The sequence below is a fragment of the Sphingomonas sp. BL2 genome, from assembly GCF_056680015.1.
Window position 1 is genome coordinate 742597 of sequence record NZ_CM155261.1, and the last position, 13729, is coordinate 756325.

The following is a 13729-nucleotide window of genomic DNA, read 5'->3' on the forward strand; positions in this document are numbered from 1 at the left end:
AAAGGTCACAGTAAGGGCACGCGACGCTCGCCAAGCGTCGTCCCCCAATTGGGCCCCGGCCTTCGCCGGGGTGGTGCATGTATCGGCACGTGCGCGTTCGCAAATCCCTCTATTCGTTTTCAAACTTCTCGTTATGTAGCCCAGCTATATAACGAAGGGGTGACGACAATGCGGGGACATGATTTCGCGCGGCTGAGTGCCGTGCTGCTGGCGACGACGTGCCTGCCGATGATGGCAGACGCGCAGACCAGCGCCGCCAACCCGGAACAGACACGCGCTGAGGGCACCACGGCTCTACCGAGCGCCGACCCCGACACCTCGATGGAAGTGATCGTCACCGCCCGCCGCCGCGCGGAAAACGCGCAGAAGATCCCCGGGTCGCTCTCCGTCGTCGGCGGCGCGTTGCTCGACCGCTCCTACACGGTGAACACACAGCAACTGGCGCAGCTCGTCCCCGCGCTGAACTACAGCTCGGCCAATCCCCGCAACACCGCGTTCACGATCCGCGGGCTCGGCAGCAGCGTCGTCGCGGTCAGCCAGGCGAACGATGGGCTCGAACCCGGCGTCGGCTATTATGTCGACCAGGTCTATCACGCGCGCCCCGCCACCGCCGCCTTCGACTTCAGCGACATCGAGCAGGTCGAGGTGCTGCGCGGCCCCCAAGGCACGCTGTTCGGCAAGAACTCCACCGCCGGCGCGATCAACATCACCACGCGAGCGCCGACCTTCACAACCGAAGGCGAGGCCGAGGTCAGCTATGCGAGCTACAACTTCCTCCAGGTGAAGGGCGCCGTCTCAGGCCCGATCGTCGGCGACACGCTCGCCGGCCGCGTGTCGGTGGTCAGCACGCGCCGCGACGGCGTGATCGACAATGTTGTCACCGGCCGCGACCAGAACACCATCGGCAACCAGGCGATCCGCGGGCAGCTACTGTTCCGCCCTTCGGAAGTGTTCCAAGTGAAGGTCAGCGCGGACTTCACCAACTTCCAGAGCAACTGCTGCACGCAGGTCTATTACAACGTCGCCACTCGCCCCGGCAGTGGCACCGACGGCCGCCTGTTCCGCACCGCCACGCGCCAGTTCGGCGGCCCGACCGGCCTCGCCGCGCAGTTCAACTACGCCCCGCCCAGCACCAATCCGTACGACCGCAAGACCGACATCGACGCGGCGCTCGGTGTCGATACCAACGAGGGCGGCGTCGGCGTCATCGCCGACTGGAACCTGGGCGGTGCGACGCTCACCTCGGTCAGCGCGTGGCGATTCTGGAACTGGGATGCCGACAACGATCGCGATTATACCGGCATCCCGATCCAGACCGAACAGCACATTCCGTCGCGCCAGGATCAGTACAGCCAGGAATTGCGCCTCGCCTCGAACGGCGACCACAAACTGAGCTATGTCGGCGGGCTGTATTTCTTCCGCCAGCGCGTGATCGGCCGCCCGATCTCGATCTACGGCCCCGCCGCCGCGCGCTACCTGATCGGCACAACCACCGGGACAGGCGCCGCTGCGACCGCCGTGCCAAGCAACCTGCTCGACGGCTACGGCACCGACGGCCGCACCGATTTCCGCTCGGACAGCTATGCCGCGTTCGGCGAAGTGAACTGGAAGCCGGTCGATCGTCTCACCCTGACCGGCGGGCTCCGCTATACCTACGAGGAAAAGGAAGGGACGTACGACACCTTCACCTTCGGCGGCTTGCAGACGACCAACGCGGCGCTGAACGCGGCCAAGCTCTCGATCCTGCGCGGCCAGAACTACGCGGCCAGCGACAAGGACGGCGCACTCACCGGCCGCGCCAACATCGCGTATCAAGCGACCGATAACGTCCTAGCCTATGCCAGCTACGCGCGCGGCGAGAAGTCGGGCGGGATCAACATGTCCGGCCTCCCGCTCAACGACCAGAACCAGCCGGCGATCGGCACGGCCGTCGTCCGCCCCGAGAAGAACACCGCGTACGAGATCGGCCTGAAGACGCAGCTGTTCGACAACCGCCTGATCTTCAACGTCGACGGCTATTACACGCGCGTCACAGACTTCCAGTCGAACGTCACCGACACCCGCGCCGCCGCCGCTTTGCGTACCTACCTCGCCAATATCCCGAAGGTCACCGTCCGCGGCTTCGAGGCGGACGCGACCGCGCTCGTCACGCGCAACCTGTCGCTGCGCGGCAGCGTCGCCTACGCCGACGGCAAGTTCAATTCCTACCCGGCGGCCCCCTGCCCGATCGAGCGGATCTTCAACACCGCGGCCTTCTGCGATCTCAGCGGCCAGCGCCTGTCCAGCCTGCCCCGCTGGTCGTACACGCTCGGCGCGGACTACAACCAGCCGATCGCCGACATCGGCAGCGGTTTCGTCCACGTCGACTCGAACACCCGCACGCGGCAGTTCGGCGATCCCTCAGGTTCGGCGTTTACGGTGATCGAAGGCTACACGATCGTCAACGGCAGCATCGGCTTCCGCTCGAAGGACGGCTGGGAACTCGCCGTGTTCTCACGCAACCTGCTGAACAAGGACTACATCCAGAACGTGACGATCCAGGCGGGCAATTCGGGCCTGATCCTCGCCACGCCGAGCGATCCGCGCACGATCGGGCTTACCTTCCGCATCAAGCAGTAGCTATGAAGCGGGGATGACCGACCCCGCCCTCCACGCCACGATCCTGCTCGCCAAGGACCAGACGGGCCGCGTTGGCGCCGACCGGATCGCGCTGCTCCGCGCCATCCGCGAAGGCGGCTCGATCACCAGCGCGGCGAAGGTCGTGGGGCTCAGCTACAAGGCGGCATGGGACGCGGTTCAGGTGATTAACAACCTGTTCGACCGCCCGCTCGTGCTCCCTGCGGCGGGCGGCAAGAACGGTGGCGCGAGCCCGATCACCGAGGCGGGCGTGGCGGTGCTCGACGGCTATGCGGTCGCGGAGGCCGAACTCGCCAGCGCGATGGCACGGATCGAGGCGAGCGTGTCGAACGGGCTGTCGCTGAAGCCGTTGCTATGGGGAATCGGAATGAAGACGAGCGCACGCAACGTGTTGCGCGGCACCGTGTCGCGCGTGACGCCGGGGACGATCGATGCCGAGGTTGCGCTGGCGGTGGCGGACGGCGTGGAGATCGTCGCGACCATCACGCGCGGCAGTGCAGAGGATCTGGGACTGGTGCCGGGCGCGACCGCGCTGGCGCTCATCAAGTCGAGCTTCGTGATCCTTGCGCGCGGTGACGAGAGCCTGCGGACGTCGGCTCGCAACACGCTAGCGGGAACGGTGATCGCGCGCGAAGACGGCGCGATCTCCAGCGAGGTGACGCTCGAACTGACGCTCGGTAAGACGCTGACCGCAACGTTGACGAAGGAAAGTGCGGACGCGCTCGACCTGCAGATCGGCACGCGCGCACTGGCGTTGATCAAGGCCAGCCATGTAATCCTGGCGGTCGAGTAAGACCTTTCCGTTGAGCGGCACCACCCCGGCGGAGGTCGGGGCCCAATTGGGAGACGTCGCCAACTACACACTGCCCCCTGTTACGTCGGCCTCGCCAACTGGGCCCCGGCCTCCGCCGGGGTGGTGCCAGTTAGCGGGACCGGTTTCTAACATTTCCGTCATGATCCGATTCCGCATTGCAGCATACAAAATCGCCATTACTTAGCAAGCTAATGACTTCCCCCCGCGCCATTCTCGAGTCGTCCTACGCTCGCACCCTTCTGCCGCTCGCAAAGATGTGGCGGCGGGCAGCAGATCGGGCGTTGCGCGACATGAACGTGTCGGCGTCGACCGGCTGGGCGCTCGTCCAGGTCGGGAGGCTCGGCGACGACGTGCGCCAAACCGACCTCGCGCAGCAGCTCGACGTGACGCAGGCGTCGCTGGTGCGCTCGATCGACCAGATGTCGGCTGCCAACCTCGTCGAGCGTCGCCGCGACCCCGCCGACGCGCGCGTCAGCCGTATCCGCCTGACCGATCACGGCCGTGCGCTTGTCACCACGATCGAGGCGAAATTCGCCAGCCTGCGCGCGGGGATGCTCGACGACGTGTCCGACGACGATCTCACCACGGCGTTGCACGTCGCGGAGCGGCTCGGCGCACGGTTCACCGCGGATCACGCCCGATGAGCCCGGCACGATGAACCTCACCCGGTTCGGCGGGAAGGAAGCGCTCTTCTCGGTCAAATGCCTGATCGCCGCGTTCCTAGCCTATTACATCGCGCTCAGGATCGGGCTGACGCGTCCCTATTGGGCAGTGACGACGTCGTACATCGTAGCGCAGCCACTGGCGGGCGCGGTGCTGTCGAAAGCGGTGTTCCGCGTCGCCGGCACGGTGCTCGGCGCGGCCGCTGCGGTGGTGCTGGTGCCGAACCTGGTCAACGCGCCCGAGCTTCTCTCGCTCGGCCTCGCGCTGTGGCTCGGGCTTTGCCTGTATATCTCGCTGCTCGACCGGACGCCGCGTGCGTACCTGTTCCTGCTCGCAGGCTATACGGCCAGCATCATCGGATTTCCGTCGGTCACGACTCCGGGTGCGGTGTTCACGATCGCTGCGTTGCGCGTGCAGGAGATCACGATCGGCATCTTGTGCGGGAGCCTGATCCACGGCTTCGTCTTCCCGCAGACCGTGACCGCGACGCTGCTCGCGCGGATCGACGCGATCCTGGCCGATGCCGAGCGCTGGTCGCGGGATTCGCTGGCGGGCGCATCCGATGCTGCGCTCGACCGCGATCGCCGTCGCCTGGCGCTCGACATCAACGAGCTTCACCAGCTGTCCATCCACCTGCCGTTCGACACTGCGCGCCTGCTGCCGCGTACGCGGACCCTGCGCGCGCTCCAGGCCGAACTGTCGATGCTGCTGCCCTTGGCGAGCGCGGTCGACGACCGGATCGTCGAGCTGAAGCGCGGCGCCGACGCGCCCCGCCCCGAGGCGCTCGCGCTGATCGAGGACGTCCGCGAATGGCTGCGCGATCCACCGCCCGTGGCGGAGCGTGGTCCGACAGCGGACGCACTGATCGAACGCGCCCGCGTCCTCGAACCGGTGGTGGGCGATACGCTCATCTGGCGTGATGCGCTGCGGCTCAGCCTGCTCGCGCGGCTCGGCGAACTGGTCGACGCGCACCGTAACGCGCGCGACCTGCGCGACCAGATGCGCTCGCCGTCGCGCGCGCCGGTCACGCCTGCGGTCGCACGGCTGCTCGCCCGGATCGCCAAGCGACCACTGCACCGCGATCGCGGTATCGCACTCCGCGCCGCCGCCGGCACCGTCGCGACCATCCTGCTCGGCTGCGTCTTCTGGATCGGCACGGGCTGGGCGGACGGGGCGGGCGCGGTGCTGATCGCGGGCGTGTGCTGCGCGCTATTCGGCAACAGCGACGACCCCGCACCATCGATCCTGGCGTTTTTCTACGGCACGATCATCGGGCTCGTAATATCCGCCGTCTACGCCTTCGCCATCCTGCCGCGCGTGACCGATTTCGTGACGCTCGCCGCGGTGCTCGCACCGCCGATGCTGATCGGAGGGATGTTCCTGGCCCGTCCGGCAACCTTGCTGATGACGCTCGGCGGACTCCTCGGCGCGCTGAACACGGTGGGCCTCAACGACCGGTTCGGCGGCAGTTTCGACGCGTTCCTCAATGGCGGCATCGCCCAGTTGATCGGCACGTTGTTCGCGGTCGTAACGGTCGGCCTGTTCCAGACGATTGGCGCGGATACCAGCGCGCGGCGACTGATCCGCGCAGGCTGGCGCGAACTGGCAGCGCGCAGCGATTCGATGAGCCGCCCCGATGCCGCGGGTTGGATCGCCCGGATGCTCGACCGCATCGGCCTGCTCGCGCCGCGCCTCGCGTTGCAGGGTGAGGATCCGGGCAAGCCGCTGCTCGACGCGTTGACCGACCTGCGCGTCGGCGTCGCTGTCGGCGAACTCAAGCAGTTGCGGATGGATGGCTCGGTCGACGAGGCCGCGGTGATCACGCCGGTCCTTCGTGGTATCGGCGCGCATTACCGTGCGTTACGTCCGGATGAGCCCGCGCCACCCGAACCCGATCTGCTCGCCGGTATCGACGCAGCGATGACCGGTTTCGCGACCAGTACGCCCGATCGCCACCGCACCGGCGTACTCGCGCTGACCTCGCTACGCCGCAACCTGTTCCCGCAAGCGCCAGCCTACGGAGCACCGGCATGACCGGCGAAATCTCGATCGGCGGCGTATATCTGCCGAGCATCCTGCTGCTCGCGGTCGCCGCCGTCATCCTCACCGGCATCGCCACGCGGTTGCTCGCGTTCGCCGGCGCCTACCGCGTGGTGACGTATCGACCGCTCGTCGACCTCGCGTTGTTCATCCTCATCCTCGGGCTGCTCGCCCTGCTGACCGGACCTTCCGCATGACCTCTTCCCGCCTCAAGTCGCTGTTCGCCCCGCTGGGTCGCTCGGCCGTCACGCTGATCATCGTCGCGCTCGCGGTGCTGGTCGCGCTGTGGCTATGGAAGCGGTACGAGACCGATCCGTGGACGCGCGACGGGCATATCCGCGCCGACATCGTCCGCGTAACGCCCGACGTCGCGGGGCTCGTCACGCAGGTCGCGGTGCACGACAACCAGGCGGTGAAGCCTGGCGACGTGCTGTTCGTGGTCGATCGCCCGCGCTTTCAGCTGACGCTGGCGCAGTCCGACGCGTCGATCGCGAGCGCCCGCGCGACGCTGTTGCAGGCCCGCCGCGAGGCACAGCGCGACCTGGCGCTCGGCGATCTGGTCGCGAAAGAAACGCACGAGCAGAACGTCGCGCGCGTCGCCACTGCGTCGGCCGCCCTCGCCCAAGCCCAGAGCGCCCGCTCGACCGCGGCGCTGAACCTTGCGCGGACGACGGTGCGTGCGACGGTGCACGGCATCGTCACCAACCTCGATCTCCACCCCGGCGACTATATCGCGACCGGCGCGCAGGCGATGGCGCTGGTCGACACCGACTCACTCCGCGTCGAGGGCTATTTCGAGGAGACCAAGCTTGGCAGCATCCGGGTCGGCGATCCGGTGGTCGTTCACCTGATGGGCGAACCGCAGGCATTGCACGGCCGCGTCGACAGCATCGCCGCGGGGATCAACGACAGCGAGCGGACCAACACGACGAACCTGCTGCCGAACGTGAATCCGACCTTCAACTGGGTGCGACTGGCACAGCGTATCCCGGTGCGGGTGAAGCTGACCAGCGTGCCGAAGGGGACGCAGTTGATCGTAGGCCGCACAGCGACTGTAACGGTGGTGCCGCGGATCGCGTCGGGGACGACGGCATGATGCGCGCTTCCATCCGCCCCACCCCCCGCCGTCATCCTGACAAAAGTCAGGACCCAGGGTTACAAGCGATGTCCTACGTGGCTCTGGGTCCTGACTTTCGTCAGCATGACGGTGTGGGGCAACGCGAGCGTAAAGGTCGCCGCGGTATCGCCGCAAGTATCCTCGCGCTCGCTCTCGCCGCCTGCACCACCGCCGGCCCTAACTACGCCCTCCCCGAGTCCGCCGTCGTCAACCGCCCCTCCGCCCAGGGCGCATTCGACAGCGGCCACGAGAAGGCGTTCGCCAACGCCCCGCTCCCCGACCATTGGTGGCAACTCTACGGCGACGCCCGCCTCGACGGCTTCGTCACCGAAGCGCTCGCCGCCAACACCGATCTCCGCGCCGCCGACGCCAACCTCCGCCGCGCCGACGCAGTCGTCGCGGAAGTCGCCGCGGGCCGAACGCTGTCGACCGTGCTCGGCGGTGGCACCTCGCTCGACCGCCCCTACACGACCGGCGGCAGCCTACCCGGCACGCTCGACTACAACCTCGGCATCACGCTAGCCTACCCGCTCGACCTGTCGGGTCGCATCCGCCGCGCGATCGAAGCGGCACAAGGCGACGCCGAGGCGGTCGCCGCCGCACGCGACAACGTCCGCGTCACCGTCGCCGCGGAAACCGCGCGCAGCTACGCCACCGCCTGCACCGCGAACTCGGTGCTGGCTGCGAACAATCGCATCCTCGCGCTGCAACGCCAGACGCTGAACGTGACGCAGCGCCTGCAACGCGGCGGTCGCGGCACCGCGTTCGATGTAACGCGCGCAAGAACCGCAGTCGACCAAAGCGAGGCGTTGATCCCGTCGCAGATTGCGACGCGCACCGCCGCGCTCTACCGGCTTGCGACCCTGATGGGCCGCGCCCCCGCCGACTATCCCAAGGACGTCGCGATTTGCGCGAAGCCACCCTCACTCACCCGCCCGCTGCCGATCGGCGACGGCAGCGCGCTGATCCTCCGCCGCCCCGACATCCGCGCCGCCGAACGCACGCTCGCCGCTGCGACCGCGCGGATCGGTGTCGCTACCGCCAACCTCTATCCGCAGGTCAGCCTCGGCGGCTCGGCCGGGTTCACCGGGCCGGTCTCGTCGCTCGGCTCGACCAACGCGTTCCATCTCGGGCTCGGACCGCTGATCAGCTGGAGTTTCCCCAACCGCCCGGTCATCCGCGCGCAGATCGCGCAAGCGGGCGCCAGCGCGGACCAGGCGCTCGCGCAGTTCGATTCGACCACACTCGAGGCGCTCCGCCAGACCGAGACCGCGCTCTCCGCCTATGCCCGCGAAGGCGACCGCAACGCAGCCCTCCGCCGCGCGCAATCCAGCGCCGCACGCGCCGCGGATCAGGCCGGGACGCTCTACCGTTTCGGCCGCACCGACTTCCTCTCGCTGCTTACCGCGCAAGCGGCGCTGACCACCGCGCAAGCCAACCTCGCCGCGTCCGATGCGCTGCTGGTCGATCGCCAGGTCGACGTCTTCAAGGCGCTCGGCGGGGGGTGGCAGACTTGAGGCTGCGTCGCCGCGGGCTGGCGTCGATCAACAGCGAAATCCGCGATGGCATCATGCCCGCCGCCGACACGATCGCGCGCGTCGCCAAGGACCCGGACGCGTTGCCGCATACGCCGAGCAACTACCGCGTCACCGCGCTGATCATCGCCTGCGCGCTGTTCATGGAGCAGATGGACTCGACCGTGCTCGCGACCGCGCTGCCGACGATGGCGCGCGATTTCGGCGTACCCGCGACCAGCATGAGTTCGGCGTTGACCTCCTACCTGCTGGCGCTCGCGATCTTCATCCCCGCCAGCGGGCGCCTCGCGGACCGGTTCGGCTCGCGCACGATCTTTCGCGCCGCAATCCTGATCTTCGTCGGCGGGTCGATGCTGTGCGGCCAGGCAACCAGCCTGCCGTTCATGATGGTCGCGCGCTTCCTGCAAGGGCTCGGCGGCGCGATGATGATCCCGATCGGCCGCCTCGTCCTGCTCCGCAGCGTCGCCAAGGAGGACATGGTCCAGGCGATGTCGTGGCTCATCATGCCCGCGCTGATCGGACCTATTTTGGGCCCCCCGGTCGGTGGCGCGATCGTCACCTATCTCGACTGGCGCTGGATCTTCTATCTCAACGTGCCGATCGGCCTGCTCGGCGTGATCCTGGTAACGCGCTTCATCGGCGAGGTCCGCGAGGACAAACCCGCGCGGTTCGACGTGCCCGGCTTCATCCTGTCGGGCGTGTCGCTCGGCTGTCTGTTGTTCGGGTTCGAAATGACCAGCCGCACCGGCGAACTGTCGCGTGCGATCGTCCTGATCGCGGTCGGGATCGTCGCGGGCGTCGCTTATATCCGCCACGCAAAACATTGCAGCGATCCGATCCTCGATCTGTCGCTGATGCACATTCCCACGTTCCGCTTATCGGTAATCGGCGGATCGCTGACCCGCATCACGCAGGGCGCGCAGCCGTTCCTGCTGCCGATGATGCTCCAATTGGGCTTCGGCATGACCGCGGCGGCGAGCGGCGCGATCACGATCGCCGGCGCGATCGGCTCGCTGGGAATGAAGGGGCTCGCCCCGCGCGTGCTCCGGCGCTTTGGGTTCCGCAACAGCCTGATCGTCGGTGGCCTCTGCGCAAGCTCGGGCTATGCGGTCGCCGGCCTCTTCCGCCCCGACTGGCCCATCCCCGCGATCTTCGGCGTGCTGATGATCTCGGGCTTCTTCATGTCGTTCCAGTTCTCGGCGTACAACACGATCGCGTATGACGAGATCCCGTCGTCGCGGATGAGCAGCGCGACCAGCTTCTACGCGACGTTTCAGCAACTGATGCTGTCGCTCGGTATCTGCGTGGGGGCGGCGTCGCTGCATGTCGGGATGCTGCGAACGGGCGCGACCCGGCCGGCGCTGACGGACTTCACGCTGGCGTTCCTAGTGGTGACCGCGGTGTCGGCGTCAGCAACGATCTGGAACCGGCGATTTGCGGTGAATGCGGGTGCGGAGTTAAGCGGACACCGCGCGTAGCAGGACCAACCTGCCCCCCTCCCTGAAAGGGAGGGGTTAGGGGTGGGTTGGCCAGCTTGTGCCGCGACCGTTCGGCGATACGGAAACCAACCCACCCCAGGCCCCTCCCTTCCAGGAAGGGGGGAAGTAGAAAGCGTCAGACCTGCGTCGCCGGCAGCGAAGGCCGCGAGAGCACCGATACATGCTCGCCCGGCTCGACGAACATGCCGTGCGACAGCGCCCACCGCCCCGCCTTCTCGCTCGCCGTCAGCATCGTCAGGAACGGACTGAGCAACAACCCCAGCGTCACCGGCGCAAGCCACGCCGCGGTGACCGGCGCGAACGGCGTCACGAGCAACAACGCCACCCCCACTCCGACATGCCAGCGATACCGCGGCATCACGTCCGCCAGCGACAGTTCGTGCGCGTCACGGTTCTGCGGCGCCCAACCGGACTTCCGGCCCATCAGGATTCCCGCGAGGTCCATCGTCTGGGTCAGCGCGATCACCGGCGCGGACAGCATCGAGAACGGTACGTCGACCAGCACCGATCTGACGATCCCGCGCCGCCCGCCGAACCCCGCACGCCGCTCTGCATTCGAGAACGCCCAGATCACGCTCAGCAGCTTCGGCCCGAACAGCAGCAGCAACGTGACGAACAGCACCTGCAGCGAGGTCTGCGCCTCGACGATGTTGCGTTCGCCGATCAGCGCCTGCACCACGCTCGTCGCGATCATCAGCAGCCACACCGGCGACGTGATGAACGCCGATGCGCCCATCAGCAATTGCAGCCGGCTGATCCAATGGAACCCCGACGACGTCAGCAGGCTGAGATGCTGGATATTCCCCTGCGCCCAGCGCCGGTCACGTACCGCCGCATCGATCAGCGTCGGCGGATATTCCTCGAACGTCTCCTCGGTCATCAGCATATGGACGCGCCAGCCGCGCCGCCGCAACAGCGCCGCCTCGACCATGTCGTGGCTCATGATGACGCCGCCGAACGGCGCGCGGCCGGGGAGATCGGGAAGCCCGCAACTCGAAGCGAACGCCTCGATCCGGATCAGCGCATTATGCCCCCAGAAGGTCGCCTCCGAGCCCGACCACCAGACCAGCCCGGCGGTGGAAATCGGACCGTACAACCGGCTGGCGAACTGCATCCAGCGCTGGAAGAACGTCACGCCATTGATCACCGCCGGCACGGTCTGGAGCAGCGCCACCGCGGGGCGGCGTTCGAGCACCTGCGCCATGCCGATGATCGTGTTGCCGCCCATCAGGCTGTCCGCGTCGAGCATCAGCATGTAGCGATAGCCGCCACCGAACCGCCGGATCCACTCCGCGACGTTGCCGGGTTTGCGGCCGACGTTCACGGTGCGGCGCCGGTAATAGAGCGCGCAGTCGAGCGTCGGCGCGAGGCGCTCCCACGCCGCGACCTCGGCCGCTTCCGCCGCTTCAACCGAATCGCTCAGGATGAAGATGTCGAACCGGTCGGCGACGCCACCGGCGGCGATCGCGCGCGCCATCCAGGCGATCCGCTCGAACACCGCATCGATGTCCTCGTTGTGGACCGGCATCAGGATCGCGGTGCGACCCTCGAGCGGCTCTGACTGGCGCGGCGTCGGGACGAACCCCGGATGCCCCCCGGTCATCAACAGCACGAAGCCGATCGCCGCATTCATGAAGCCGAACGCGATCCAGGCGAACAGTGGGCAGAACAGCGCGAGCAACGCCGCGTCCCAGAAGCTCAGTCCGTCGGCGAGCAGCGATTCCTGCACCGCCGACGACGCCGCGGTTGCCAGCAACCCGGTCATCAGCACGAGGAGGATGCGGCGCGCGAGCATGTCGTCCGAGGAGACGACCATGCCGGCGCCGGGCTCGGGCGCGGACCAGGGCGGCGGCGGGCCGTCGAAACGCTGAGGGGGCATCTCGATCGGTGTTTCGCCCGGCATCATTGCAGGAAGGGCGGGCATCAGAATATCGGCGTCAGGACGGTTTCACTGAGCGCGAGACCGCCGCGCGTGAGGAACAACCTGACGTCGGCGGGGCCATGTGCGTCGGGCGCGACGTCGGCGGTCACGCGCCAGCGGTTCTTCTGGCCGACGACGGGATAAGCTGCGTTGGCGAGCACCTTGCCGCGGACGACGTCGATCTTGGCGGTCACGCTACTCTGCCGGTCGAGCCCGGCGAGACCGTCGCCGATGAAATCGACCACGAGTTTCCGCGCGCCCTTCACCGGCTCGGCGCCCGGTCGGCCGGCGGCGCCCTGCCAGCAATCGACGACATGCGCGGTCGCGGCGACGGCAGTCGGATCGGTCGATTTCCATGACAGCGAGTAGTCGAACTGCAACCGCTGCCCCGCCTTCGCAGGCGTTGCCGGCGTCCAGAACGAGACGACATTATCGACCGTCTCGCTGTTGGTCGGGAACGCATAGAGCATCACTGCGCCCTTGCCCCAATCGCCCTGCGGCTGGACCCACAGGTTCGGCCGGCGATCGTAGAACGCCCCGTCGTCCTGGTAGTGGTCGAAGTTCCGGTCGCGCTGGATCAGCCCGAAGCCCTTGGGCGCCTGATCCGCGAAACTGTCCAGCGTATCATGCGGCGGATTGTTCAGCGGACGCCAGATGCGTTCGCCGGCGCCGGTGAGCAGCGCCAGACCGTCCGAATCGTGGATTTCGGGACGCCAGTCGATCGCGGCGGCGCGGTTGCCTTCGCCGTACCAGAACATGCTGGTCGCAGGCGCGACGCCGAGCCGTTCGATGTCGCGGCGGACGTTGAGCACGGACGAAACCTGCTGCTCGACCCCCGCGCCCGCGACGTGCCGCGACTGGATGCGGTACGCGCCGGTGACACTGGCGCCGTCCATCAGCGCATAGATCGTGTACGCGTCCGCGCCGGTCCGCTCGATCCAGAATTCGGTGAAGTCGGGAAATTCCTCGCGGCCGGGCAGCCCGGTATTGATCGCGAGCCCGCGCGCGGACAGGCCATATTGGTCCTGCGCGCCGGCGGTGCGGAAATAGGATGCGCCCTGGAACGCCATCCAGTCGCTGGTGCCGCCCGGTGCCATCGCGCGGAATCCGGCGATGCCCAGCGCGGCGGCGTGGCCCTCTTCCGCCTCGAACAGGTCGCGCGAGAACTCGATGCGACGCGCCTGCCCGTTCTCGACGACGTTGATCGCGACCGGCATCGGCGCATACCGGCCGAGCGGGAACAGGCGGATACCACCCGCCAGAGTCTTGTCGGCGCGGAAGCGGATGCTGCCGACTTTGTCGTAATCGATCGCGGCGGCGGCGGCGACTTTGGCAGGGGCACTGTATGGCTTGGTAGCGAGCGTCGCGGCGCGCTGCTGGAGCGCGTCCCAAGAGAACGGCTCTGCCTTGCCGGGCGCTGCACGCATTGCGGCGGCGGCCTGTGGGAGGACCCCCAACAGCCCCAGCGCGGTTACTACTTCGCGTCGACCGATCATGCAGAGC

General features: G+C 67.7%; 10 protein-coding genes. 8 read left to right on the top strand and 2 right to left on the bottom strand.

All coding sequences use genetic code 11. The annotated features are described in order from the left end of the window. The first annotated feature begins 168 nt into the window (after nucleotides 1–168). From AC1ME3_RS03430 to AC1ME3_RS03465, 8 genes are all read left to right on the top strand, one after another. The gene (locus AC1ME3_RS03430; RefSeq protein WP_480954859.1) at nucleotides 169–2619 is read left to right on the top strand and encodes a TonB-dependent receptor; all 2451 of its coding nucleotides are present in this window, start codon (nucleotides 169–171) and stop codon (nucleotides 2617–2619) included. A 13-nt stretch (nucleotides 2620–2632) separates the two neighbouring features. After that, entirely contained in the window at nucleotides 2633–3430 is a 798-nt protein-coding gene (locus AC1ME3_RS03435) for a TOBE domain-containing protein (RefSeq protein WP_480954860.1), read from the top strand. Between the two features lie 212 nt (nucleotides 3431–3642). Continuing rightward, complete coding sequence (locus AC1ME3_RS03440; protein ID WP_480954861.1) at nucleotides 3643–4095, top strand: MarR family winged helix-turn-helix transcriptional regulator; 453 nt, start codon at nucleotides 3643–3645, stop codon at nucleotides 4093–4095. A gap of 10 nt (nucleotides 4096–4105) precedes the next feature. Then, on the top strand, nucleotides 4106–6148 hold the full coding sequence (locus AC1ME3_RS03445; protein ID WP_480954862.1) for an FUSC family protein: 2043 nt from the start codon (nucleotides 4106–4108) through the stop codon (nucleotides 6146–6148). Continuing rightward, entirely contained in the window at nucleotides 6145–6351 is a 207-nt protein-coding gene (locus AC1ME3_RS03450) for a DUF1656 domain-containing protein (RefSeq protein WP_056065737.1), read from the top strand. Before AC1ME3_RS03445 ends, AC1ME3_RS03450 begins: the two co-directional genes overlap by 4 nt. After that, nucleotides 6348–7250 carry an efflux RND transporter periplasmic adaptor subunit gene (locus tag AC1ME3_RS03455; RefSeq protein WP_480954863.1) on the top strand — a complete coding sequence of 301 codons (903 nt, stop codon included), beginning with the start codon at nucleotides 6348–6350 and terminating at the stop codon, nucleotides 7248–7250. Before AC1ME3_RS03450 ends, AC1ME3_RS03455 begins: the two co-directional genes overlap by 4 nt. Nucleotides 7251–7396: 146 nt before the next feature. Continuing rightward, entirely contained in the window at nucleotides 7397–8788 is a 1392-nt protein-coding gene (locus tag AC1ME3_RS03460) for an efflux transporter outer membrane subunit (RefSeq protein WP_480955749.1), read from the top strand. After that, nucleotides 8785–10284 carry a DHA2 family efflux MFS transporter permease subunit gene (locus tag AC1ME3_RS03465; protein WP_480955750.1) on the top strand — a complete coding sequence of 500 codons (1500 nt, stop codon included), beginning with the start codon at nucleotides 8785–8787 and terminating at the stop codon, nucleotides 10282–10284. Before AC1ME3_RS03460 ends, AC1ME3_RS03465 begins: the two co-directional genes overlap by 4 nt. Nucleotides 10285–10420: 136 nt before the next feature. On the opposite strand, the gene mdoH is transcribed toward AC1ME3_RS03465, so the two are convergent. After that, complete coding sequence (mdoH, locus tag AC1ME3_RS03470; protein WP_480954864.1) at nucleotides 10421–12229, bottom strand: glucans biosynthesis glucosyltransferase MdoH; 1809 nt, start codon at nucleotides 12227–12229, stop codon at nucleotides 10421–10423. Then, on the bottom strand, nucleotides 12229–13722 hold the full coding sequence (locus tag AC1ME3_RS03475) for an OpgD/OpgG family glucan biosynthesis protein (RefSeq protein WP_480954865.1): 1494 nt from the start codon (nucleotides 13720–13722) through the stop codon (nucleotides 12229–12231). Before AC1ME3_RS03475 ends, mdoH begins: the two co-directional genes overlap by 1 nt. Between the last annotated feature and the right edge of the window lie 7 nt (nucleotides 13723–13729).

Bases quoted from the DNA above. Each gene is read 5' to 3' on its own strand.
- AC1ME3_RS03430 (WP_480954859.1), top strand. From the start codon at position 169: ATGCGGGGACATGATTTCGCGCGGCTGAGTGCCGTGCTGCTGGCGACG.
- AC1ME3_RS03435 (WP_480954860.1), top strand. From the start codon at position 2,633: ATGACCGACCCCGCCCTCCACGCCACGATCCTGCTCGCCAAGGACCAG.
- AC1ME3_RS03440 (WP_480954861.1), top strand. From the start codon at position 3,643: ATGACTTCCCCCCGCGCCATTCTCGAGTCGTCCTACGCTCGCACCCTT.
- AC1ME3_RS03445 (WP_480954862.1), top strand. From the start codon at position 4,106: ATGAACCTCACCCGGTTCGGCGGGAAGGAAGCGCTCTTCTCGGTCAAA.
- AC1ME3_RS03450 (WP_056065737.1), top strand. From the start codon at position 6,145: ATGACCGGCGAAATCTCGATCGGCGGCGTATATCTGCCGAGCATCCTG.
- AC1ME3_RS03455 (WP_480954863.1), top strand. From the start codon at position 6,348: ATGACCTCTTCCCGCCTCAAGTCGCTGTTCGCCCCGCTGGGTCGCTCG.
- mdoH (WP_480954864.1), bottom strand. From the start codon at position 12,229: ATGCCCGCCCTTCCTGCAATGATGCCGGGCGAAACACCGATCGAGATG.
- AC1ME3_RS03475 (WP_480954865.1), bottom strand. From the start codon at position 13,722: ATGATCGGTCGACGCGAAGTAGTAACCGCGCTGGGGCTGTTGGGGGTC.